The 23131-nt window shown below is 71.1% G+C and carries 24 protein-coding genes and 1 pseudogene; 15 read left to right on the top strand and 10 right to left on the bottom strand.

Translation table 11 applies throughout. The features are described from left to right. Positions 1-36: 36 nt before the first annotated feature. The 4 genes from NAEX_RS23365 to NAEX_RS23380 all read right to left on the bottom strand — a co-directional run bounded on the left by NAEX_RS23365 (position 37) and on the right by NAEX_RS23380 (position 2952). Positions 37-459 (bottom strand): anti-sigma factor family protein, encoded by a 423-nt coding sequence (locus NAEX_RS23365; protein WP_096329691.1) that lies wholly within the window; start codon positions 457-459, stop codon positions 37-39. 19 nt (positions 460-478) lie between these two features. Next, complete coding sequence (locus tag NAEX_RS23370; RefSeq protein ID WP_100792782.1) at positions 479-1207, bottom strand: sigma-70 family RNA polymerase sigma factor; 729 nt, start codon at positions 1205-1207, stop codon at positions 479-481. Positions 1208-1345: 138 nt separating this feature from the next. Next, positions 1346-2302 (bottom strand): hypothetical protein, encoded by a 957-nt coding sequence (locus NAEX_RS23375; protein WP_100792783.1) that lies wholly within the window; start codon positions 2300-2302, stop codon positions 1346-1348. Positions 2303-2502: 200 nt separating this feature from the next. Then, on the bottom strand, positions 2503-2952 hold the full coding sequence (locus tag NAEX_RS23380) for a hypothetical protein (protein ID WP_096329694.1): 450 nt from the start codon (positions 2950-2952) through the stop codon (positions 2503-2505). A gap of 78 nt (positions 2953-3030) precedes the next feature. Here NAEX_RS23380 and NAEX_RS23385 point away from each other — a divergent pair, with 78 nt between their 5' ends. Further along, positions 3031-4020 (top strand): spermidine synthase, encoded by a 990-nt coding sequence (locus NAEX_RS23385; protein ID WP_096329695.1) that lies wholly within the window; start codon positions 3031-3033, stop codon positions 4018-4020. Positions 4021-4059: 39 nt separating this feature from the next. Further along, positions 4060-5034 carry a spermidine synthase gene (locus NAEX_RS23390; protein ID WP_143140265.1) on the top strand — a complete coding sequence of 325 codons (975 nt, stop codon included), beginning with the start codon at positions 4060-4062 and terminating at the stop codon, positions 5032-5034. Positions 5035-5364: 330 nt separating this feature from the next. Here the strand turns inward: NAEX_RS23390 and NAEX_RS23395 are convergent, their stop codons facing one another. Next, positions 5365-7011, bottom strand: a complete 1647-nt coding sequence (locus NAEX_RS23395; protein WP_096329697.1) for a DUF4388 domain-containing protein — start codon at positions 7009-7011, stop codon at positions 5365-5367. 50 nt (positions 7012-7061) lie between these two features. Between NAEX_RS23395 and NAEX_RS23400 the strand changes: the two genes are divergently transcribed. Further along, a complete protein-coding gene (locus NAEX_RS23400; RefSeq protein ID WP_096329698.1) occupies positions 7062-7850 on the top strand; it encodes a Stp1/IreP family PP2C-type Ser/Thr phosphatase in 789 nt (262 codons plus the stop codon). A 7-nt stretch (positions 7851-7857) separates the two neighbouring features. Here the strand turns inward: NAEX_RS23400 and NAEX_RS23405 are convergent, their stop codons facing one another. Then, complete coding sequence (locus NAEX_RS23405; protein WP_096329699.1) at positions 7858-8943, bottom strand: NAD(P)/FAD-dependent oxidoreductase; 1086 nt, start codon at positions 8941-8943, stop codon at positions 7858-7860. A gap of 92 nt (positions 8944-9035) precedes the next feature. Between NAEX_RS23405 and NAEX_RS23410 the strand changes: the two genes are divergently transcribed. Next, positions 9036-9344, top strand: coding sequence for a hypothetical protein (locus NAEX_RS23410; protein WP_096329700.1), 309 nt, complete (start codon positions 9036-9038; stop codon positions 9342-9344). Positions 9345-9368: 24 nt separating this feature from the next. On the opposite strand, the gene NAEX_RS23415 is transcribed toward NAEX_RS23410, so the two are convergent. Next, entirely contained in the window at positions 9369-9860 is a 492-nt protein-coding gene (locus NAEX_RS23415) for a hypothetical protein (protein WP_096329701.1), read from the bottom strand. Positions 9861-10082: 222 nt separating this feature from the next. On the opposite strand from NAEX_RS23415, the gene NAEX_RS23420 reads away from it, so the two are divergent. From NAEX_RS23420 to NAEX_RS52205, 5 genes are all read left to right on the top strand, one after another. After that, positions 10083-11648, top strand: coding sequence for an Rne/Rng family ribonuclease (locus NAEX_RS23420; RefSeq protein WP_096333713.1), 1566 nt, complete (start codon positions 10083-10085; stop codon positions 11646-11648). 15 nt (positions 11649-11663) lie between these two features. Next, positions 11664-12311 (top strand): PilZ domain-containing protein, encoded by a 648-nt coding sequence (locus tag NAEX_RS23425; RefSeq protein ID WP_096329702.1) that lies wholly within the window; start codon positions 11664-11666, stop codon positions 12309-12311. A 66-nt stretch (positions 12312-12377) separates the two neighbouring features. Next, positions 12378-12851 (top strand): J domain-containing protein, encoded by a 474-nt coding sequence (locus NAEX_RS23430; RefSeq protein WP_096329703.1) that lies wholly within the window; start codon positions 12378-12380, stop codon positions 12849-12851. 67 nt (positions 12852-12918) lie between these two features. Beyond that, positions 12919-13749 (top strand): class I SAM-dependent methyltransferase, encoded by an 831-nt coding sequence (locus tag NAEX_RS23435; RefSeq protein ID WP_096329704.1) that lies wholly within the window; start codon positions 12919-12921, stop codon positions 13747-13749. Positions 13750-13769: 20 nt separating this feature from the next. After that, positions 13770-14714, top strand: coding sequence for a class I SAM-dependent methyltransferase (locus NAEX_RS52205; protein WP_096329705.1), 945 nt, complete (start codon positions 13770-13772; stop codon positions 14712-14714). A gap of 100 nt (positions 14715-14814) precedes the next feature. Here NAEX_RS52205 and rimO read toward each other — a convergent pair whose 3' ends face one another. Then, complete coding sequence (gene rimO, locus NAEX_RS23445) at positions 14815-16158, bottom strand: 30S ribosomal protein S12 methylthiotransferase RimO (protein WP_096329706.1); 1344 nt, start codon at positions 16156-16158, stop codon at positions 14815-14817. A 74-nt stretch (positions 16159-16232) separates the two neighbouring features. Next, positions 16233-17942, bottom strand: a complete 1710-nt coding sequence (locus NAEX_RS23450) for a multiheme c-type cytochrome (RefSeq protein ID WP_143140266.1) — start codon at positions 17940-17942, stop codon at positions 16233-16235. A 328-nt stretch (positions 17943-18270) separates the two neighbouring features. Here NAEX_RS23450 and rpsP point away from each other — a divergent pair, with 328 nt between their 5' ends. The 6 genes and pseudogenes from rpsP to NAEX_RS23480 all read left to right on the top strand — a co-directional run bounded on the left by rpsP (position 18271) and on the right by NAEX_RS23480 (position 21750). Further along, a complete protein-coding gene (gene rpsP / locus NAEX_RS23455; RefSeq protein ID WP_096329708.1) occupies positions 18271-18564 on the top strand; it encodes a 30S ribosomal protein S16 in 294 nt (97 codons plus the stop codon). Between the two features lie 99 nt (positions 18565-18663). Further along, entirely contained in the window at positions 18664-18921 is a 258-nt protein-coding gene (locus NAEX_RS23460) for a KH domain-containing protein (RefSeq protein ID WP_096329709.1), read from the top strand. Positions 18922-18933: 12 nt separating this feature from the next. After that, complete coding sequence (gene rimM, locus NAEX_RS23465; RefSeq protein WP_096329710.1) at positions 18934-19536, top strand: ribosome maturation factor RimM; 603 nt, start codon at positions 18934-18936, stop codon at positions 19534-19536. Next, a pseudogene (gene trmD / locus NAEX_RS54615) lies at positions 19533-20309 on the top strand (tRNA (guanosine(37)-N1)-methyltransferase TrmD); the annotation flags it as partial. The gene rimM and the pseudogene trmD, both read left to right, overlap by 4 nt. A 580-nt stretch (positions 20310-20889) precedes the next feature. After that, entirely contained in the window at positions 20890-21303 is a 414-nt protein-coding gene (rplS, locus tag NAEX_RS23475) for a 50S ribosomal protein L19 (protein ID WP_096329712.1), read from the top strand. Between the two features lie 6 nt (positions 21304-21309). Beyond that, the gene (locus NAEX_RS23480) at positions 21310-21750 is read left to right on the top strand and encodes a YraN family protein (RefSeq protein WP_096329713.1); all 441 of its coding nucleotides are present in this window, start codon (positions 21310-21312) and stop codon (positions 21748-21750) included. Between the two features lie 2 nt (positions 21751-21752). Here NAEX_RS23480 and NAEX_RS23485 read toward each other — a convergent pair whose 3' ends face one another. After that, positions 21753-22376 carry a hypothetical protein gene (locus NAEX_RS23485; RefSeq protein ID WP_143140267.1) on the bottom strand — a complete coding sequence of 208 codons (624 nt, stop codon included), beginning with the start codon at positions 22374-22376 and terminating at the stop codon, positions 21753-21755. Positions 22377-23131 lie beyond the last annotated feature (755 nt).

Genomic DNA, 23131 nt, shown 5'->3' on the forward strand with positions numbered 1-23131 from the left:
AGCATGTCCGAGGGGACATGCTCTCGACGACATGCTCTAAGGCGCGGGCGCCTTGGCCGCCTCGGGCTGCTTGGCCTGCTGCACCGTCGGGTCGCGCTCGAGCTTGCGGCCGGCGACGTCGTCGTCGAGGTGGAGCATCATGTAGACCACCGCGACGGCGAGGATCACGAGGACGTTGATGATCTGGAACGGCAGGCTGAGGGCGATGAGGTACTCGCCGCGCAGCCAGCGGCGGCGGCGGATCTTCTTCGCCACCTTCTCGTAGAAGTCGGGCGGGGCCTGCTCCTCGGGCAGGCCCTTGACCAGCCGCAGCATGTTCTGCAGGCCGGACAGCTCTTTTTGCGCCTCGGGCGAGCTGGCGAGCATCGCCTCGAGCTTGCTCTTGCCCTCGGCGTCGAGCTCCTCGTCGAGGTAGGCGCTCATCAGGGCTTCGGCGTTGTCGGTCTCGGGCTTGGCCATAAGAACGATCCTCGGCGCCTCAGCGCATGAAGGGCTCCAGGCGCTCCTTCAGCGCCAGGCGCGCCCGGTGCAGGCGCGACTTGAGGGTGCCCTCCTGCAGGCCGGTGATCTTGATGATGTCCTGGTACGACATGCCTTGCACGTCGCGCAGCACGATGAGCAGGCGGTGGTCGGGGTCGAGGGCGGCGAGCTCGCGCTGGACGATTTTCTCCATGCGCATGCCCTCGGTCACCGCCTCGGGGCCCGGCACCTGGCTCTGGAAGGTGATGACCGCGCCGGTCTCGGCCGCCGGCATCTGCGCCTGCGGCGTCTCGTCGATGTCGAGGCTGCGGTGGAAGTTGCGGCCCTTGAGGTACTTGATCCGGTTCTTGCAGGTGTTGGTGGCGACCCGGTAGAGCCAGGTGTAGAAGCGACCCTCGCCGCGGTAGTTGCCGATCGCGCGGTAGACGATGATGAACACCTCCTGCGCGAGATCTTCGGCCTCCTGGCGGTTGCCGATCATCCGCAGCATGAGGCCGAAGATCCGGTTCTGATAGGTGTGGACCAGCTCGCGGAACGCGGCCTCGTCGCCTTGCTTGAGGCGGCGGACCAGCTGGCGATCGCGGCGGTCCTGCTCGGCGCGGCGGGCGTTCTCGGCCCGCTGCTCCGGGGTCAGCGTCTCGTCGGGAGCCGGGGCCGGCTCGGGCTCGTCGGGCGGGGCGGCAGCGGCGAGCTCCTCGGCGCTGTACACTCGCTCGGGGTCGGTCACGCGACTCACTGTCGTCCAGACCGCGGGGCCGGGGCAAGGTTCCTGTGCATAGGACGGTCGCGGTCACGTCCGCGCGCGCGGAGCGGTCGGGGCACCAAAGTGCGTCCGCGAGCCGCGTTATTGCCGGCTGTCGCCGCCTTACTGAGGATTGATGCGGATGCCGAGGTTGACGGCCAGGCGGGTCTCGGGGTTGGGCCCGGTGACCTGGCGCGAGAACCCGAACCCGAGGTCGAAGCCGATCCCCCGCTTCGGCGCGTCGCGGACGAAGCCGATGCCGCAGGCGATGAAGCCCCGGTCGTCCTGCCGGCCGCGCCCGCGGCTGTCCCAGTAGCCGCCGAAGCGCAGCGGCACCACGTTCTTGATGGTGTACTCGGCGCCGCCGGCGAACACCATCCGCGTGTACTTGTCCTGGTGACGGAACGACGTGAAGTCGTACATGCCGTCAAAGTTGATGGAAAAGCCGTGCTGGCGGGTGGGGAAGACCGCCAGGCCGTGAGCCACGGTGCGCGGGAAGTCGGACAGCAGGCTGACCTGGCTACGGCTGAGGCTGTCGGGCGCGACCACGAACGGGTCGAGCTTGAGCGACGTCGCCGGCGGGGCCGGGCCGACCAGGTTCTGGCCGACCACCGAGACGTTCACGTACTGCTTGATCGAGATCGTCATCGCCAGGTCGAGGCCGAAGGCGAGGCGCTGCTTCTTGGCGTCGTGCGGGTCGCCCTGGGCGTCGACGAAGCGCAGGCTCGACTGCAGGAACTTGGGCCGCACGCCGAACGCGAGCCACCCGGGCACGGCGTTGATGGCGATCGGCAGGCCGACCTCGTGGGCCATGTGGAACAGCTCGAGCTCGTGCGAGCCGCCGCGGTCGTCCTTGAAGGTGACGTTCGGCAGGCCCAGCGTGGCGACGTAGCCGAGGCCCACGGCGACCCGCGGGTTCAGCAGCGAGTCCATCGCCTGGATGCCGACCCCGTGGGTGTTGTTCTCGATCTGCGCCTGATAGACCGGGTCGATCAGGAACTGACGCGTGAAGCCCATGTTGGCCGGGTTGGCCAGCATCGCCCCCGAGCCGGTCGACGAGGCGCGGGTCGCTCCGCCCATCCCGAGGTTGCGCGTGCCATCCAGTCCCGGGGCGGCCTGCGCCCGTGACGGGATGACAACCGCCGCGAGGACGGCCAGCGCGGCGGAGAGGCAGGCACGGCGGCCCGCACGGGCGGGCGAGGGGCGAAGGGCGCGGCGGAGTTCGGACATGTCGGCGGGGGCCGCCTCGCCGTAGCAAGATCGGGGCCAGGCAGAGGGTGTCAGACGGTGCGGCGCGAGGCCAGGCCGAACAGCGCGAGGACGAGCACGCACATCGCCAGCAGCAGCCACTGCTGGTGGTCGCTCCAGCGCTGGGCCTCGGCGAGGAGGTCGACCGGGCGGGCGGCGACGACGTCGACGCGGGCCCACAGCCGGTCGAGGTGCGGCACGAGCAGCAGGCGGTGGGTGAGGGCGGCGGCGGTGAGGACGAGGGCGATGGTGGTGCCGGCCCTCGAGGCGATCCACCGCGGCGTGGCGAGGGCGAGGACGACGCTGAAGGCGACCGCGAGGTCGGCGAGGCGCTGGCCGAGCGGGGCCGTCAGGGCGCGCGCGAGGTTGGCGTCGAGCAGCGGCGAGGCCGACAGCGTCGGGATGGCGACGAAGTAACCGACGACGAGCGCGCCGAGCAGGAGGGCGGCCGCGGCGAAGCCGATCAGGGCAGCGGGTCTCACGACCGCGGCCTATGCCACGGTCTTCCGCCCCGGCCAAGTTTGCGGCGCGCGGCCCGGGCGGTGCGCTACAGTCGCGCGGTGCAGCGGCGGGTCTTTCTCCAGCAACTCGGCGGAGCGGCCGTCACCGGCCTCGGCAGCGTGCTCGCGGCGCGCGGCGCCCGAGCGGCGAGCAATCACATGTCCTCCGGGACAGCCGACCAGGAGCGCGTGCTCGGCGAGGGCCGCTCGCGCTACAACCACGTGCGCGTGGTCGAGCGCGGCACCGTGCGGACGATGCTGTTCATCGCCAACGACGGCACCCAGTACATCGAGACCCGCGTCGACGTGGCCCACCGGCGCAGCCTCGACCTCGACGTCTTCCGCACCATGCTGGCCGGCTTCGTCGTGCACCCCGAGCCGCGGCGGATCCTCGTGCTCGGCCTCGGCGGCGGCGCGCTGCCCGGCTACTTCCACGAGCGCCTGCCCGGGCTGCAGCTCGAGGCGGTCGACATCGATCCCGAGGTGGTGCGCCTGGCCCAGGCGTTCTTCGGCGTGCCCAAGGACGACCCGTCGTACCGCGTCCACGTCGCCGACGCCCGCCTGTTCCTCCAGCGCGCGCCGACCGACCAGCGCTGGGACATGATCGTGCTCGACGCGTTCCGCGGGGTCCAGGTCCCGCTCCACCTCAAGACCGCCGAGTTCCACGGCGAGGTCTCGAAGCGCCTCGCCCCCGGCGGGGTCGCGGTCGCCAACCTGCACAACGTCACGCGCATGTACCCGCACGACCGGGAGACGATCGCCGCCGTCTACCCGAGCTGTTACAGCTTCCTCAGCGAGGCCGGCAATCAAACTACTCTGGTCGCCAGCGCCGCCCCCGCGCGCCTCGGGGTCTACGCCCTCCGCGCCAACGCCCGCCAGATCCAGCCGCGCTTCGACGACGTCGACATGCTCGGCCTGGCGGCCCGCTATTACGCCCGCCGCGACTGGGAGCGCGCGCAGGTGTTGCGCGACGACTTCCCGGCCGACAGCCTGGCCGCCGCCGCCGAGCGCAACAACGGCTCGTGCCTGCGCGGCTGCACGTACCGCTAGCGCTACCGCCGGGCCGGCGCCCGGGCTATGGTCCTGGCCGTGACCGACGCCTCGCCCTCGCTCTCGCGCCGCGGCCTCTTGCTCCTCGGGGGAGGCAGCCTGGCCTTCGGGGCAGCCGCGCTCGCGCGCCCCGCCGAGGCCGCCGAGACCGTGCTCGCCGAGGCCGTCTCGCGCTACAACCGGATCCGCGTGTCCGAGCGCGGCACCGTGCGCACCATGTACTTCGTCGGCGACGACGGCACCCAGTTCATCGAGTCGCGCCACGACCGCTCGCGCCCGCAGAGCCTCGACCTCGACTACACGCGGACGATGATGGCCGGCTTCCTGCTGCAGCCGCGCCCGCGGCGGCTGCTGATGCTCGGCCTCGGCGGCGGCGGCATGAGCAACTACTTGAAGGCTCGCTTCCCCGAGCTCGAGATCGACGCGGTCGACATCGACCCCGAGGTGGTGCGCCTGGCCCAGGAGTTCTTCGACGTGCCGAAGGACGACCCGCGCTACCGCGTGCACGTCGCCGACGCGCGGCTGTTCGTCGAGCGCGCGGCCGCGGATGTCCGCTGGGACATGATCATGCTCGACGCCTTCCGCGGCGTGTTCGTGCCCTACCACCTCAAGACCGCCGAGTTCTACCGCGCCTGCCTGGCTCGCCTCTCGCCCGACGGGGTGGTGGTCGCCAACCTGCACAACGTCACCCGCATGTACCCGCACGACCGCGAGACCACCTCGGCCGTGTTCCCCCAGCGCTACAGCTTCGTCAGCGAGACCGGCAACCAGACCACGCTGGTCGCCTCGGCCGGCCGCGAGCGCGTCGGGGCCTACCAGATCCGCGCCAACGCCCGCGCCGTCCAACCCCAGTTCGACGCCGACATGCTCGGCCTCGCCGCCCGCTACTACATCCGCCGCGACTGGGAAGACTCCGCCGAGGTCCTCAAGGACGATTTCAAACCGGCAGAGCTCGAGGCCGCGGCGGGCCGGCACAACCAGACCTGCGTCAAGAACTGCCGCTACGGGCTGTGATTGCCGGAAAAACATGTCCGATGGGGCATGTTGTCGAAGCAATGTTCGAAAGAGCATGTGCGCGCCCGGGAGACGCATCCCGGGCGAGCGCGTCCAAGACGTTCGTCGACGGGCGGCGACGAGCCGATGTCACCGGCCAGGTGGGCGGCCGAGGCGATTGCGCATGCGCGGGCTGGACGTGGTGCTGCGAACATCGGCGCGCTCGGCAGCCGAGCCGTGCAAGCTGGCGATGCTGCAGAGCGACCGCGAGCTGCCGGCCGCGGCCGAACGCGCACGCCGCTGCAGGTGCACGGCGCGGGGTCGAGGTCGCGGCCACCACCGAGGCGCCGCCTACCGTCGCGGCCCGAACAACTTGCGCCGCGGCCCGTCGGGCGTCGAGCGGCGCAGCTGGATCGCGTGGATCTGCCGCTTCGCGTCGATGTTGTCGGGCTCCAGCTCGAGCACCTGCTTGAAGTGCAGCAGCGCCTGCTCGTCGTCACCTGACCCGAGGGACAGGAGGCCGAGGTCGTAGTGGGCGCGGACGCAGCGCGGCTGGCGGGCCAGGACCTCGAACAGCGCCGCGCGGGTGGCGTCGCGGACCTGCGCCTTGTCGGCGGCGAGCTGGTACTCGCACCACGCCAGCGCCGCGCGGACCTCGAGCTCGTCGGGGGTGAGCGCCGCCGCCTTGCGGTAGCGCTCGAGCGCGCGGTCAAAGTTGCCGGCGCGCAGCAGCTTGTCGCCCTCGCGGACCACCATCTCGCTCTCGAGCACCTGCTGCGCGCTCGGGCCCGCGGGGGCGCGCGGGACCGGCTGGCCGCCGCGCAGCAAGGCGACGATCTGCTCGCGCTGGGCGTCGTCGGACAGCCGCTGGTAGGCCTCGCTCAGCGCGGCGAACACCGCCTGCGAGCGCTCGCGCAGGTGGCCGAGGCCCTGGTGCGGCAGGCTGTCGGGGTGAAAGCGCCGGCTCAGCACGTGCCAGGCGGCGCGGATCTGGGCCCGGTCGGCGGTGGTCGCCAGGCCCAGCAGGTCGAACGCGTTGGCGCCGCCGGCGATCGCCGCCTCGAGGCGCTCGAGCTCGCCGGCGAACTCGGCCGCGCGCAGGCTCTCCCGCCCGCCGGCCGGCTGGCTGTGCGATAGGACAGGTATCGAAGAACCTGTCGCTTCGGGCAGGGCCGCGTTCGGCCCGGTCGCCTGCTCGGCCGGCGCGTTGGCCGACTTCAGCATCTGACAGGCCCACAGCGTGTAGACCACGGCGGCGACGCGGGCCTCGGGCTGACCGGACAGGCGGGCGACGTCGGTGACGTAGAGGTTGCCGGGGCGGAGGGCGTCGACGATCGCCTCGTCACCTTTGGAGAAGTGAAACTGGGACCGGTAGCGGTCGAACGACGAGCGCAGGCGCAGCGGGCCGTCGAGCAGGAGGCCCATCTCGGCGGCGATCCGGCGCTGGTCGAAGTGGGCGACCACGCCGGCGTGGATGAGCTCGAGGCTGTTGACCTGGGTCGGCTGCGAGGCGTCGGACTCGGCGGCGGCGGCGTCGCCGGCGACGATCTGGACCGTGCCCGACCGCAGCGCGAACAGGTGGACCACCTTGCGCGCGCACTGGACGCGCAGCGCCTTGCGGAGCTGGCCGCCGGTGAGGAGGCGGCGGCGCACGAGGTAATGGCCGAAGCGCTCGCGCGGGGCCCCTGGCTGGGCCAGGCGGGCCAGTTCGGCCATCGCGCGATCGCGCTCCGCCGGCTCGATGAGCCCGAGATCGACGAGCACCTGGCCGATCGAGTCGTGCGGGCTGGTAAAGTCGGTGAAGATCGGCATCCCGCCCTGAAACCACACCCGTCGCGCGCCGACGTCGGCGCTCCGCCCCGGCGCCTCCGCGGCCGGCGGCGTGAGGGTGATCGTCCCGGTGAAGCGGCGGTGCAGCAGCGCGAACATGAGCCGGGGCAGGCTCATCTTGGCCAGGTCGACGACCTGCGGGTCGGCGCTCGGCGGGGCCGTCTCCATGGCGTCGATGCTAGCACTTCGGCGCGCCGGCCTGCTACGTTTGGCCTCGCATGAGCATCAGCTTCATGGTCGGCCCGCATCGGGTCCGCTTCGCCGGCAAGACCGACATCGGCCTGGTCCGCGCCCACAACGAAGACAGCCTGCTGATCCCGCGCGAGATGCCCCTCGCGGTCGTGTCCGACGGCATGGGTGGCCACGCCGCCGGCGACGTCGCCAGCCGGATCACCGTCGAGACCATCGACCAACACTACCGCGACACCGCCCGCAGCGGCCCCAACACCTGGCCCTTCAAGCTGCCCTCGCTCGAGATCGAGAAGCAGCGCATGAGCGTCGCCATCCAGCTCGCCAACTCCAACATCTTCGAGACCGCCCAGGCCGACGGCAGCAAGAAGGGCATGGGCTGCACCGTCGACGCCATCTACTTCAACCAGGGCCGCTTCTTCATCGGCCACGTCGGCGACAGCCGGGTCTACCGGATCCGCGAGGGGCGGATCCAGATGCTCACCGAGGACCACTCGCTGCTCAACGACTACCTCCGCATGAAAGAATTGAGCGGCGACGAAGGGGTCCACTTCCCCCAGAAGAACGTGGTGGTCAGAGCCCTCGGCCTCGCCGAGCAGGTCCACGTCGACGTCATCGCCGACGCCTTCAAGGTCGGCGACGTGTTCCTGCTGTGCAGCGACGGCCTCAGCGGCATGCTCGACGACCGCGTCCTGCTCGACATCATCACCGCCCGCGACAGCCTCGACACCTCGTGCAACGAGCTGATCAAGGCCGCCAACGACGCCGGCGGCAACGACAACATCACCGCGATCCTATGCCGCATCGAGAAGCCGTGAGCCGCGCTCACAGCAGCGCGGCCACCCGCTCGGCCAGCGCCAGCGCGGCCGTCAGCCCCGGCGACTCGATCCCGACGAGGTGCACGCAGCCGGGGCTCGTGAACACCGCGAAGTCGCGCTCGGCCGGCTCGTCGGGCGCGCGCAGCTTGGGGCGGATCCCGCAACCCTCGTAGGCCAGCTGGTCCTCGCCGATCGGCCCCAGCAAGGCGCACGCGGCGCGATGGAACGCCGCCAGCTTGTGCGCCGCCGGGCCGAAGTCGTCGCGCGCCTCGACGTACGTGACGTCAGGTCCGAGTCGATAGGCCCCGGCGAGGTCGAGGGTGAGGTGGACGCCGAGGCCGGCCGCCCCGCGCGCGCGCACCGGATAGATGAGGTGGCGGTAGCGCGCGCGCGTGCGCAGGCGGAAGTAGTCGCCGCGGCAGGGGTAGATCCGCGGCGACGCGGCCCCCAACAGCGCCGCCACCTCGTCCGCGTGCAGCCCGGCGGCGTTGACCACCCGCGCCGCCGTCACCGGCCCGCGCGTCGTCTGCAGCGTCACGGCGCCGCCCGCGACCTCGGCCGCCTCGACCCGGGTGCGCACGCCGAACACCGCCCCGTGCGCCTCGGCGTCGGCCCGCAGCGAGCCGCACAGCCCGTGGACGTCGACGATCCCGGTGTTCGGGCACCACAGCGCCGCCCGCACCTCCGGCAGCTCGGGCTCCCGCGCCCGCACCGCCGCCGCGCCGACGAGCACGCAGCCCCGCGCCCCGGCCGCCTCCGCGTGGGTCGCGAGCGCTTGCAGTGCGACCTCCTCGTCCGCGGTGCGAGCGATCACCAGCTTGCCGAGGCGGGCATGACTCACCCCGTGGGCCGCGCACCAACTGTACAAAAGTTCCTGTCCTCGCAGACATGTCTCGGCTTTCAGCGAGGCCGGCGGGTAATACAGCCCGGAGTGGATCACGCCGCTGTTGCGGCTCGACACCCCGGCGCCTTCCCTCGCCTCGCGCTCGAGCACGAGCACCTCGTGGCCGCGGCGGGCGAGCGTCGCTGCGACCGAGCAACCGACCACGCCGGCGCCGACCACGACGACGTCGACCTGGTCCGCGCCGGTCACTCTCGAACCTTAGCAGGCGCGGCTACCCGCGACACCGCGTCGCTTGCCTGGCGGGGCCGCGAGGTTTAAAACCCCCACGGGGAAGCCCGCCTATGGCCGAGATGCATATCAAGAGCCACACGTTCCGGACCGAGGGCGAGTGGGAGACCATCGACACGCTGTGGTACAGCCCGTTCTTCTACTGGCAGCGGAACGGCCTGCGCGTCACGCCGCCGGTGCCGCTGCGGATCGTGGTCTTCAACAAGGTCGTCGACGAGTCCGACGAGGGGTGGATCAACCAGGGCGGCGCGAGCGCGATGCTTCTGCAGCGGATCCAGGCCCGCGGTCGCAAGGGCCAGACGATCCGCGTCGAGGTCGGTGACGAGATCACCGAGGAGAACCGCCCGACCCGCGCGCCCTGAGGCGGGCGCGGTCGGGCGCGGCGGTCAGCGCTTGGCGCCTTCCTGCTCCTGGAACCACGTCAGCGCCTCGATCATCGCGTTGTTGCCGGTGATGTCGCTGAGCTCGACCTTGACGCCCTTGTCGCTGAAGAACAGGTCGTTGGCGACCAGCGGGTTGCGGCGCTGGGCGATAAAGAGGATCGGCTCGGCGCCGCGGGTGTAGCCGAGCTGGACGATCGCGTTGGGCAGCCAGCGGCCGTTGTCGCCGAACTTGAACTCCCGGGTCAGCCGGTAAAAGCCCTCGTGCGGCAGCTTGATGAGCGACGAGCCCCAGCCGTAGTCGACCTTCGGGACCTTCACCCCGGGCATCTGGAAGCGCCACTGGTTGTGGATGTTCTGCACCGGAAGCAGGACCGAGGCGGGCGCGAACTCGGCGTCGGTGCGGATAAGGATGAGCAGGTTGGGGGCGACGGTCGCCTCGTGCTCGGGCAGGAACTTCGTGGTCTTGAAGATCCCCGGTTGGTACTGGAAGGCCATGGCGCGGGGAACACTACAGAAGACGGCCGGGCCAGGAAAGCCGAAAATCCCGCGCCGCGCGACGTCGCCGGGCGGCGCGCGGGGGTGCTCCAGGTCACGCCCGGGTTCCCCGGGGCAGCCCGCGGTGACCGGCGACGACCCGGCGGCGACCCGCGAGCGCTCGGCCCGCGTGTCCGCGCTTGTCACCGAGCGCCCCGGTTGTGCTACCAATGCCCGGTCGCCGTGTCAGATTCCGTCATTGTCATCAACGCCGATGGGCCCGAGACGCGGGTCGCTCTCATCGAACAGGGGATCCTTTCCGAGTACTACGTCGAGCGCGAGCGCGAGCGCGGCACCGTCGGCAACGTGTACAAGGGCAAGGTCCTGCGCGTCCTGCCGGGCATGCAGGCCGCGTTCGTCGACATCGGCGAGGAGAAGGCCGCGTTCCTGTACGCCGGCGACATCGCCGCGCCGGGCGGTCAGGGCGAGAAGGAGGCGGCTCTCCGCGCGCTCGGCGGCGAGGACGACGACGAGGTCGCGCCGCGCCGCACCGGTCGCCACGGCGACATCACCGAGCTCGTACGCCCCGGCCAGGAGATCCTCGTCCAGGTCGTGAAGGACCCGATCTCGAGCAAGGGCGCGCGGATCACCACGTACATCTCGCTGCCCGGGCGCAACGTCGTGTTCATGCCGACGGTCAGCCACATCGGGATCTCGCGCCGGATCGCCGGCGACCGCGAGCGCCGGCGGCTGCGCCGCCTCATCGACCAGATGCGCCCGCCGGGCTCCGGCTTCATCGTCCGCACCGTCGCCGAGTCGGCGAACAACAGCCAGGTCCGCGCCGACATGGATTACCTCCTGCGCCTGTGGGAGAACATCCAGTTCAACGAGCGCCACCAGCGCGCGCCGGCGCTGCTCTACCGCGACCTCAACCTCATGCTCCGGGTCGTGCGCGACAACCTCACGCCGGAGTTCAAGAAGGTCATCGTCGACGACCGGATCGCCCACGACAAGCTGGTGCGGTTCATCGGCGCGTTCATGCCCGAGTTGGTCGACCGCGTCGAGCTCTACACCGGGCGCGAGCCGATCTTCGACGGCTACGGCATCGAGCTCGAGATCAACCGCGCGCTCGAGCGCAAGGTCCAGCTCAAAAGCGGCGGCTCGCTCGTGTTCGACCAGGGCGAGGCGCTGACCGCGATCGACGTCAACACCGGCAAGTTCGTCGGCGCCAAGGGCAAGACGCTCGAGGAGACGATCACGCAGACCAACCTCGAGGCGGCCGAGGAGCTGGCCGACCAGCTGCGCCTGCGCAACCTCGGCGGCCTCGTCATCATCGACTTCATCGACATGGACAAGGAGTCGAACCGGCGCAAGGTCTACCGCAAGTTGCAGGAGGTCCTCCGCCGCGACCGCGCCAAGGCGCACATCACCAAGATCTCGGAGATGGGCCTGGTCGAGATGAGCCGCAAGCGGACCAAGGAGTCGCTGCTGCGGGTGTTGACGGCCCCCTGCGAGGTCTGTAACGGTAAAGGCTACACGAAGAGCCCGACCACGATGTGCTACGAGATCTTGCGCGAGGTCCGGCGCGAAGGCCCGCACCTCACCGGCGACACCATCGTCGTCCAGGCCGCTCCCTCGGTCGCCGAGCTGATGAACGGCCCCGAGGTCGCCGCGGTCGACAACATGGTCAAGCGGCTGCAGAAGGGCATCGACATCCAGGGCCGCAAGGACTTCCACATCGAGCACTTCGAGATCCGCACCAAGAACAAGGGCGGTCGCAACCACAACAACAACAGTTCGGCCGACTGAGCGAGAGGAGCGACCATGGCGAAAGCGATGGAACGGCGCCGGAGCGAGCGCTACACGGTGAACGCCGAGTTCGCCGAGCTCGAGCCCGGCAGCATCTCCTTCGTCAGCAACCTGAGCGAGCAGGGCGTGTTCATCAACACTCGCGCGCGCCTGCCGGTCGGCGCCGCGATCGACCTCCGCTTCACGATCCTGCTCGACGACCCGGTCGTCATCAGCGGCACCGGCCGCGTCGTCCACCTCCAGGACGAGCCGCGCGGCATGGGCGTCGCCTTCCACAACCTCAGCGCCGAGATGACCCTGCGCGTCATCGACGCGATCGCCTGGCACCGCACGCGCGAGGCCTCACGCGCGGCCGAGCCGGGCTTCCGCACGCGCGAGCTCACCGCCGAGGAGCTGGCCCAGCTCGAAGAGGGCGACGAGATGGCCAGCGAGTCGGTCACGAGCCTCAGCGCCTCCGCCGTCCTGTCCGAGGACAGCGTGCCCGCGGCCGCTCGCAGCGGCCTCGGACGGCGCGGCCGCGAGGACTCGCTGTCCCGCGCCAGCCTCGATGACTCCAACCAGTCGCTCCCGCCCCCGCCGCGCTTCGGCGCCTCGGCCCCGGCCCCGGCGGCGCGCAAGGCTCCGCCGCCGCCGCCGAAAGACGACGACTACGAGGACTTCTAGCCGCGGCCGGCCCGCGCGCGCCGCCGCGCGTCTTGCGAGCGAGGCGATTTTCACTATCGTGAGCGGGTGAGCATCACTCGCCGCTTCCTCGACCTCGCGCGGGCCAACATCACCGACTTCTCCCAGGCGTTCCGCCGCGGCGACCCGCTCGAAGGGCTCAGCGAGGAGGAGCGCCGCGTCATCGACGAGGAGGTCGAGAAGGACACCGTCGGCACCAAGGCCGGCAAGCGCGCCCGCCAGGTCCGCGACGCCGCCGAGGAGATGTGGGAGCGGGCCTTCGAGGCCAGCCAGCGCGCGGCCGGCAACAACCCGCCGCGCCAGCGCAGCTCGGAGGCCGAGCGCCTGCGCTGGTACCGGACCCTCGAGCTCGAGCCCGGCGCCTCGCTCGAGGAGATCCGCAAGTCCTACCGGCGTCTGCTGAAGCAGTACCACCCCGACCGCTTCGCCAAGGACCCGGAGAAGTACAAGGTCGCGACCGAGGTCACGCGCAACATCACGGCCGCCTACGACGGCCTCACCACGCTGCTCGAGCAGCGCTGAGCCCGGCAAAAAGTCCGCGCGGCGTCGCGCGGTTTTTGCGGTACCGTGCGGCGGTCTCGAGGACCCGTTGACCGCACGCCCCGCGAAGAGCAAGTCCGCCGCGAAGAAGACCATGGCCGCCCAGGCCGACGTCCACGCCCTCTACGAGCGCGCGGTCCAGGACCCGGGCAACGACGTCAAGTTCTTCACCCGCATCTACAAGAAGCTCCGCGGTCACGACCCGGTGTCGCTGCGCGAAGACTTCTGCGGCACCGCGGTGCTGTGCGCCGAGTGGGTCAAGAGCGGGGCGGAGCGCACCGCGCTCGGCGTCGACCTGTCGCAGGAGACGATCAACTGGGGCCTCGAGCACCGGATCGTCCCCGCCGGCCGCGCCGTCGCCAGCCGGATCTCCCTCGTCTGCGCCGACGTCCGCGACGTCAAGAAGCCCAAGGTCGACATCGCCTGCGCGCTCAACTTCTCCTACTACTGCTTCAAGCGCCGCGACGAGCTGCTCGACTACTTCCGGGCCGTGCACGCCGGCCTCGCCAAGGACGGCCTGTTCTTCCTCGACCTCCTCGGCGGCACCGAGGCGATCATGGAGGGCTCGACCGACAACGACCACGGCGACTTCGTCTATCGCTGGGAGCAGGCCCGCTTCGACGCCCTGACCCACGACTTCCTGTGCCACATCCACTTCCTGTTCCCCGACGGCTCCAAGCTGCTCGAGGCCTTCACCTACGACTGGCGCCTGTGGATGGCCCCCGAGCTGCGCGACCTGCTGCTCGAGGCCGGCTTCTCCAAGGTCCACGCCTACTGGGAGAAGACCAACGCCGAGGGCGAGGGCACCGGCGTGTTCTACGAGCCGGACTACGTCGAGAACCAGGAGATCTGGTGGACCTACCTCGCCGCCGAGCGCTGACGCAACCTGTCTGAACCAACATGTCCAAAAAGACCGCGAAGCCGCCCGCCAAGAAGTCGCCCGCCAAGAAGCCGCCGAAGAAGCCGCCCGCGAAGACGCAGGCCAAGTCGGCGGCCAAGAAGAAGCCGAAGCAACCGGCGCGAAAGCCCGGGCCGACGCTGGCCGAGAGCGCCGACAAGTTCGCGCTCTACCAGCGCTCGGTCCAGTCGCCCACGGTCGACATCGAGTTCTTCGACGCCGAGTTCCAGAAGCACCGCAGCCGCGTCCCGCTGAGCGTGCGCGAGGACTTCTGCGGCACCGCCCTGTTCTCCGCCGAGTGGTGCAAGTCCGACCCGCGCCGTACGGCCCTCGGCGTCGACCTCGACGGCCCGACCCTCGACTGGGGCCGGGCCAACACCCTCGCGGCCGCGCCGCCCGACGCGGCCGAGCGCGTGACGCTGGCCCAGACCGACGTCCGCGACACCAGCCTGCCCGCGGTCGACCTGATCGTGGCGATGAACTTCAGCTACTGCATCTTCAAGACGCGCGAGGAGCTGCGCGAATACTTCGCCGCCGCCTGCAAGAACCTGGTCGACGACGGCGTGTTCGCGCTCGAGGTCTACGGCGGCACCGAGGCGGTGGTGGCCCTCAGCGACGAACGCGAGCTGCGCGGCGGCCTGACGTACGTGTGGGAGCAGGAGAAGTTCAACCCGATCAACCACCACACGCTCTGCCACATCACCTGGAAGTTCCGCGACGGCTCGCAGCTGTACCGCGCCTTCACCTACGACTGGCGCCTGTGGACCCTCCCCGAGCTGGGCGAACTGCTGCAGGAGGCGGGCTTTTCGGCGGTGAAGTTCTACTTCGAACGCGTCGAGGCCGACGACGAGGACGACGAGTACATGACCGGCACCGGCGAGTTCGTCGAGCACACGGAGATCGAGAACCAGGAGGCCTGGCTCGGCTACGTGGTCGCGCTCAAGTGAGCGCGCAGGCGCGACTTCCGCGAATCACCGGCGCCCGGCGGCGCGAGTGATTCGCCGAATCCATGGGCAGCGACTCGCGCCGGCGAAGCGCGCCCTCGCGTCACAGCGCCAGCGTCGCCACCAGGTCGTTGGCGTCGGCCTGGGTCACGCGGGCCTTGAGGAAGTCGCCCGGCTTGCCGGTCCCGTCGGTGAGCACGATCTTGCCGTCGATCCCCGGCGCCTGGCCCTCGTGACGACCCTCGAGGAGGAACTCGCTCTCGTCCGACTCGCCGTCGATCATCACCTCGATGACCTCGTCGATCATCTCCTCGTGGCGCTCCTGACGGATCTCCTCTTGCAGCTCCATCAGCGCCAGGCGGCGCTCCTCGGCCAGCTCGGGCGACACGCGGGTCGGCAGCAGCGCCGACGGCGTGCCGTCCTCGCGCGACCACGGGAACACGCCGAGGTGATCGATCGCCCCCTCCTCGACGAACTGATAGAGGCGCTGGAACGCGGCCTCGGTCTCGCCCGGGTGGCCGACCAGCATCGTCGTGCGCAGCCAGATGTACGGCGACTGCGCCCGCAGCTTCTCGACCAGGTTGCGCACCACCTTCTCGGTGTAGCCGCGTCGCATCTTCTTGAGCACGTCGGTGTCGACGTGCTGCAGCGGCACGTCGAGGTAGGTGGCGATCTTCGGCTCGCCGGCGATCATCGTCAGCAGCTCGTCGCGGACCGTCGTGGGGAACGCGTAGTGCAGGCGGATCCACCGCAGGTCCTTGACGCCGCACAGCCCGGCGAGCAGCTGCTCGATGTTGCGCGGGTCTTCGAGGTCGGTGCCGTAGGTGGTGAGGTCCTGGGCGACCAGGCAGATCTCGCGGGTGCCGTTCTCGGCCAGCTGCTCGGCCTCGCGGACGATGCTGTCGATCGTGCGGCTGCGCTGCGGCCCGCGCAGCTTGGGGATGATGCAGAAGGCGCACGGCCGGTCGCAGCCCTCGGCGATCTTCACGTACGCGCTGTGCCGCCGCCCGGTGACCTGCCGCGGCGTGGTGTGATCGTACAAGTACGCGCGCCGCCCCAGCGGACTGACGGCCATGCGCGGGGCCTGTTCGGCGAGCACCTGCGCCAGCCCGAGCTGGTCGGCCGAGCCGAGGAAGTTGTCGACCTCGGGCAGCTCGTCGGCCAGCTCCTTCGGGTAGCGCTGGCTCAGGCAGCCGGCCACCACCAGCCGCTTGGCCTCGCCCTGCGCCTTGACCTGCGCCAGCTCGAGGATGGTGTCGATCGACTCCTTCTTGGCCTCTTCGATGAAGCCGCAGGTGTTGACCACCAGCGTGTCGGCGTCCTCGGGCGAGTCGACCAGAGTGTGCCCCTGGTCGCGCACGACGCCGAGCATGACCTCGGTATCGACCTGGTTCTTGGGACAGCCAAGCGAGACGAAGTAGACCTTCTTCGGCGCGGGCGCGGACATGACGGGGCAAGAGAGCACGCGCGCACCCGGGGGTCAACGACGTCCGGTCAAGACCTTGCGCACGCGCGGGCGGCTCACATCTGCTTCGGGCAGGCGCCGCCGGCCTTCTCCAGGCCCGCCGCCCGCAGCTCGCGCCCGGTCGGCCCGTCCCCGAGCAGCGCCCGCCGCCCCTCGCCGTGACCGGCGCCCAGCACGTCGCGCAGGTAGGCCTCGTAGTTGAACGTGTCCGAGTGCTCCGCCGTGTGGCAGCCGAGGCAGACGTCGACCGCGGCCTCGCGGCGGATGCCGAACGCCTTGCCCGCCTTCTCCGGCGTCTCCGCGTGGATGCTGCCGGGCCCGTGGCAGACCTCGCACTGCACGTCCTCGAGGCCGGCGACCTCGACCACCTCCGACCCGCCCGGCTGGCGGAACCCGGTCACGTGGCAGCCGACGCACGACAGGTCGAACTGCTTGTTCACCTTCACCAGCGTCTCGTAGGCCCCCGCGTGGCGCGTCGTGGCCCAGTGCTTCTCGGCCGCGTCGTGGCAGGCGCTGCACTGCTCCCCGCCGATGTAGCTCGCCTGGCCCTTCGCCGGCGGCGGCGGCTTCACGCCCGCGAAGCGCTGCTGGTTCTGCGTCGCCACCCACGCGTCGTAGCTGCGCAGCGCCTCGGCGCCGGCCGCGTCGACCGGCAGCTTGCACGTGATCTTCTGCTGCTCGAACGTCACCGCCACCGCGCCGGTCGGCGCCGCCTCGTTCGCCAGCGAGGCGGCGAGCGCCGCGCGCTCCTGCTCGAGCCGCGCGATGTACCCCGGATCGGCGGCCGGATCGGCGCGGAACTTGGTCAGCCGCGCGTCGAGCCGCTCGAGCTCCTTCGCCTGCACCTCCGCCGACGGCTGGACCTTCCACGCGTCCGGGCCCGGCAACGCCGCGAGCGCCGACGGATCGATCGACAGCCGCACGTGCGTCAGCGTCTGCGCCTGGTCGCCCGGCTCCAGCACCCAGCCGTGGCCGACGCGGGTCGCCGGCGCGCCCAGCCGCGCCTTCTCGGTGCCTTCGGGGATCCCCGTCACCACGAGGTCGGCCCCCGGCACGCCCTCGGCGACGTCGACCGCCGCCGCACGCGTCCCATGGACCAACACGATCACCACGTCGGCCCCGGCCGCCCGCATCGCCGCGACCTCGCGCTTGGCCGCGCTCGTGGTCGGCTCGAGCGGCCCGAGCAACTTCACCGCCTCCGGGCTCGGCTCGTGGACCGCCGTCACGCCGAGCTGCAGCGCCGGCTTGCCGTCGGTCCCGGGGATGTCGACCACGCGGTGCGGCACCACCCCGAGCTCGTCGAAGGCCCGGCTGTTGGCGAGCACGCGCGGCAGCGGCCAGCGCTTCAGCGCTTCCTGCGCAAGCGGACTCGACAGATCATTGGCGCCGACGCCCGCGACCAGCGAGCCGCCCAGCGAGGCGAATCGCTCCTGGAGCGCGCCGGCCCGCTGATACGCTTGCGCCCACGCCGCCTCGTCGTGCGGCGCCTCGGGCCCCTTGGGGTCGGGGATGAGGAGTCCGCCTGGTTCGACGACCAGGCGCCGCTGCGGATCGATGTCGTGCCCGAGATACCCGAACACGTACTGCAGCCCGCCCAGCGGCTCGGTCGTGCAGCCGCACGGCGCCACGGCCCCCATCACCCGGGCGAACGCCACCAGGTCGACCGTGAGCCGCGGAGGGGCGGCGGGCGGCTCCACGGAGCCGGTCTTGGCCGGTCCGGAGCCGGGCGATCCGCAGGTCGCACAGGCCAGGATGGCCGACGTCACGAGCGCGGTGAGCCCTGCGAGCGCCCGGGGGCGGGGGCCGAGGGCGGCGAGACCGGCGGCGCGGGGAGGGGAGATCGGCATGGTCGCGGGGGCGGAGATCTTAGATCGCGCCGCCGGCGGCGCCGCTTCGCAGCAGGGGACATTGCGCACGTCCGCCCCTGCCACGCCGGCTTTGCCTGCCCGCTGGGCCGAGGTATACGCCTCCGCCAGCGGCGTCGCCGGGGGTTCCGACCTTCGGCGCGCGCGACTTGACCCGCGCACGGCGAGCCGTTTAGGCTTCGCACCCCTTTTCGCCTCCGGCGCACAAGCTCCTTCAAAGCACGCAGTCATGGCCGTCAAGATCAGGCTCGCCCGCATGGGCTCCAAGAAGCGTCCCTACTACCGCATCGTCGCCGCCGACGCCCGCAGCCCGCGCGACGGTCGCTTCCTCGAGCGCCTCGGGACCTACGACCCGCACGCCGAGTCGGTCACCCTCAACGTGCCGCGCGTCGAGTACTGGGAGAGCCAGGGCGCCTTCGCGACCGACACCGTCGAGCGTCTCCTCCGCCGCGCGCGCAACATCGCCGCCGGCAAGGCCCCCCGGGCCGCCAAGCCGAAGACCAAGAAGACCGAGAAGAAGTAAGCCGCCCGGCTCGCTTTCTCTTTCGGTCCCCGAGTCCTCGCGCCTCGCCCCGTCGCGCCCGCAGGAGCCGCGACGGTGCTACACCCCCCGGAGGCACCCATGCCCGCAGCGTCCGCGAACATCTCCCTCAAGGACCTCGTCGAGTTCCTCGCGCGTGCCCTCGTCGACCGCCCCGACGAGGTCCACGTCGCCGAGATCGCCGGCGAGCAGACCGTGGTGCTCGAGCTCCGCGTCGCCCGTGACGACCTCGGCAAGGTCATCGGCAAGCAGGGTCGCACCGTCAAGGCGATGCGCGCCCTTCTGAGCGCCGCCTCGGCCAAGCTGCGCAAGCGCGCCGACCTCGAGATCCTCGAGTAGCCGGAGGCCGCCGTGCCTGGTCGCTCCGCCGCGATCGCCGTCGCCGAGGTCTCCGCGCCGCACGGCGTCCGCGGCCAGCTCCGCTTCCACCTCTACGACCCCGCCTCGCGCGCCTTGAGGCGCGGCCTGCGGGTCGAGCTCCGGCCACCAAACAGCCCCGAGGGACATGCCCGATCGGACATGTCCTTCGAGCGCTTCGTGATCCTGGCCGTCGAGCCCGTCCCCGGCAAGGCGTCGGTGCGCGTCCAGCTGGACGGCGTCACCGACCGCGACCACGCCGAGCGCCTGCGCGGCCGTGAGGTGTGGGTCGCCCGCGCCGATCTCCCGGCGCTGGCCGAGGACGAGTTCTACCTCACCGACGCGATCGGCCTCCCCGTCGAGCGCGCGCTCGCCGACGGTCGCACCCAGGCCCTCGGCGTCGTCGCCGGCGTGACCAGCAACGGCGTGCAAGATCTGCTCGAGGTCGAGTGGACCCGCCCCGACGGCCGCCGCGACACCTGGCTCCTGCCCGCGTTGCCGCAGTTCATCGCCGACCTCGACGGCGAGCGCCTGCGCGTCGAGCTCCCGCTCGGCCTCTTGCCCGACGCCCTCGAGCAGGGCGGAGAGGCGTCGTGAGCGGCCAGACCTTCGAGGTCTTCACCCTGTTCCCCGACGCCGTCGCCGGCTTCCTCCGCGGCGGCTTGGTCGGCAAGGCCGTCGCGCGCGAGCTCGTCAGCGTCCACTGCACCGACTACCGCGAGTTCGCCACCGACCGCTACCGCACCGTCGACGACGCGCCCTATGGGGGCGGTCCGGGCATGGTGATGAAGATCGAGCCGGTCGTCGCGGCGCTCGAGCACGTCACCGCGCTGCGCGGCCCGATGCACCGGATCCTCCTCACCCCCGCCGGCCCGCGCTTCGACCAGCGAGTCGCCGAGCGGCTCGCCGCGCTGCCGCGGATCGGCCTCCTGTGCGGCCGCTACGAGGGCATCGACGACCGCGTCCGCGAGCACTTCGTCGACGAGTGCCTCTCGCTCGGCGACTTCGTCCTCAACGGCGGCGAGGTCGCGGCGCTGGCGATCATCGAGGCGGTCGCTCGCCTGCGCGAGGGCGTGCTCGGCAACCCCGAGTCGGCCGCGCGCGACAGCTTCTCGCTTCAGGACATGTCGTCCGGGACAGGTCCTGAAGACCATGAAGCCTGGCTCGAGCACCCGCACTTCACCCGCCCGCCCGAGTTCCGCGGCCTCGGCGTGCCCGAGGTGCTGCTCGCCGGCGACCACGCCGACGTCGCCCGCTGGCGCCGCGAACAGGTTTGGCGCCGCACCTGGGCCCTGCGCCCCGACCTGCGGCCGCAGCGGACGCTGCCCGCCGAGGCGCCGCTGTACCTCGTCGCTCACTTCGAGCAAGGCCCCACGGACATGTCCGAAAGGGCAGCCTGGATCACGGCGCTGGCCGCCGCCGCCCGGCAGGGTGGGGCCGAGCTTCGGGTCGTCGCGCCGGGTCACCGGGCGCCCGAGGTCGCTGGCGTCCCCCGCGCAGCCCAGTACCGGAGCCTCAAAGATCTCGCCCGCGAGCTCCGCCGGCGCCACGGCCGCGCGCCGCGGCTGGTCGCTCTCGGCCCGGCCGGCGACTTGCCGCTCGCCCGTGGGGCCGCGCCGCTGCTCGATCTGCTCGCCGCTTCGGGGGCGGGAGATCTCTCAGCGCCGTTGGTGCTGGTGCTGCCGTGCGCGGCCACGGGAGATCTCGCACGACCCGTTGCGAACGCGCCGCAGGGCCGCTCTGCGCCGTCGTTTGAGCCGCTGAAGGGCCTCGAGGCGGCGTTTTCGCCGGCGCCGCCGAACGCGTCCGGACTCGCCTCGGGACTTGCAGAAACGCCCTCGATGAATGACTCTTCCGGCCCCCAGCCGGTGGACGCGGCAGCACGTCTTGTCGCCGTCGCACTGGCTGAACTCAAGTCCCGCCGCTCCACGAATCCTCCGGAGCTCCGCCATGAGCAACAGTAACCCGTTGATTGAAGCGATCGAGGCCTCCTACCAGCGGAGCGATGTTCCCGAGTTCCGTCCCGGCGACACCATCCGCGTCCACGCGAAGATCTCCGAAGGCGGCAAGGATCGCATCCAGGTCTTTCAGGGCGTCTGCATCCACCGGAAGCGTGGCGGCGCCCGCGGCTCCTTCACCGTCCGGAAGATCTCCCACGGCGTCGGCGTCGAGCGCGTGTGGGCGGTCAACTCGCCGCGCGTCGTGAAGGTCGAGCTCGTCAGCCGCGGCAAGGTCCGCAAGGCCAAGCTCTACTACCTCCGCAACCTCAGCGGCAACGCCGCCCGCATCCGTGCCCGCCTCGGCGGCTACGCCAACGAACTGCTCACCTCGGGCGGCGAGTCGAGCGAGCCCCAGGGCGACTGAGCCCCGATGCCCGCGCCACCCTCCACTCGGGTGCGCGGCCAGTTGGCAGAGGACCAGGCCGCGCGCTTCCTCGAGGCGCGCGGCCTCCTCGTCGTCGACCGTAACGTCCGCGCCGGTGGTGTGGAGCTCGACCTGGTCGGGCTCGTGCCAGCCGGCGTGGACGATCGCGTGGACACGTACGTATTCGTGGAGGTCCGCAGCCGCGAGGACGATCGCGCCGGCCTCCCGGAGGAGACCGTCGACCCTCGCAAGCAGGCGCGACTGCGACGCGGCGCGGCGGCCTGGCTGGTCGGTCGCGACCTGTGGGAGACGGTAGCTGTCCGCTTCGACGTCGTCAGCGTCTTGGTCGCCGCGAGCGACGACTCGCGGGAGTCCGACGACCCACGCGCGAAGGCCCCGCGGATCACCTGGATCCCCGGGGCCTTCGAAGTCGACCGCACGCCGTGAGGCTAGGCGCCGGTCGTGTCCGCGGGCGGCGGCGCGGGCGTCATCTCGTCCTCGCAGATCGGCTTGCCGTTCTGGTCGGTCGGGAGCGCGCTGCACTCGGCGGCGAGCTCGTCGACGGCGCCCTGCGAGAGGTCGTCGTTGCACACGCACAGCTTCTGGCAGCAGAACTCACCGAGCTTCTGGATCTGCACGCAGCTGAAGCCGGCGGAGCAGTTGGAGTTCTCGGCGAGGACCTGCTTGCCGATGCCGCCGTCCTGGCAGTCGGTGTCGCTCTCGCAGGTCTTCGAGCACATCGAACGCTCGAGCACGTACGTCGAGGAGAGGACACACTTCGACTCGACGCACTGGAAGCGAACCTTGCCGTCTTCGCTGGCCGCGTTGCACATCTCGTCGGTGGTGCAGGGGATGGTCGGCGGGTCGGTCTCGTCGGCGTAAACGCAGAGGAGGTCGTTGCAGCTCAGGGCCGGAAAGGTCACGACCTTGTCGGCCGGCGGGTCGACGTCGCCATGATTGCAGGGCGCGCCGACATCGCCCTTCGGACAGGCGGCGAGGAGCGGCACGAGGAGCAGGGCGCCCAACGCGTTGGCGACGGTGCGCAAGAGAGCAGGCGTGCGAGTGACTTGCATGTGGCGTCTCAGTCTTGGCGGCCGAACAGGTTTCCCATCGTACACTGCCGGACCATAGGGTCAAGCGCCGCGAAACGGCGTAGAAGCCCTACGCACCGACCTGGGCGCCGCTTCTGGCGTGACAATCCCGTCCAGACGGGTCCGATCTCGTCCGCGCGCCACCGATCTCGTCCGCGCGCCCCCGCGGGTCCGCGTCGGCGTCGCCCTGAGCGCGCTGGCCGTTCGCTCGGGAAACGGTCCGGACGGGCCCCTGGACCACGATCGCCGGTGGGCCCGGCACCCCGGGCGCGCGCGGGCAGCGAACGTCGCGCAGCGCCGTTATCCGGGATCTGCAAGTGGGCGATCTCCGGCCTGCCCATGCATCGTTTCGGGACGCCCGCAGGCTTCGTTCTCCGCGGGAAGTCGTGTAAAAAATCACGGAGCCGGGTGGAGGCCGGGCCGGAATTTTCGCGAGTCGACCGGAACCTCCGCAGATCGGCGGAAGCTGGGCGCCGTTGCAGGTCGGCGAGCGGTTCCCCGGGTCCGGGGTGTGTCGCCCCGGGTCAGGGCCGCTGTCGGGTCGCTGCGCGAAAACCTCCGCGACCCTCGGCTTCTTCCTTTCCGTGCGCCCCGACCCTCCCAAACCCGTCGCGGCTGGCTCTTGCGGCTGCGAGCGCGCCGCTGGTATCGTCCGAAAACCCCTATGAAGGCCCGCAGTGCGCCGCGCAGGTCCACCTACCCTGGCCTGCAACTTTGTGATTGAGGGTCTGCTCTCG

The organism is Nannocystis exedens, from assembly GCF_002343915.1.
GTDB lineage: Bacteria > Myxococcota_A > Polyangia > Nannocystales > Nannocystaceae > Nannocystis > Nannocystis exedens.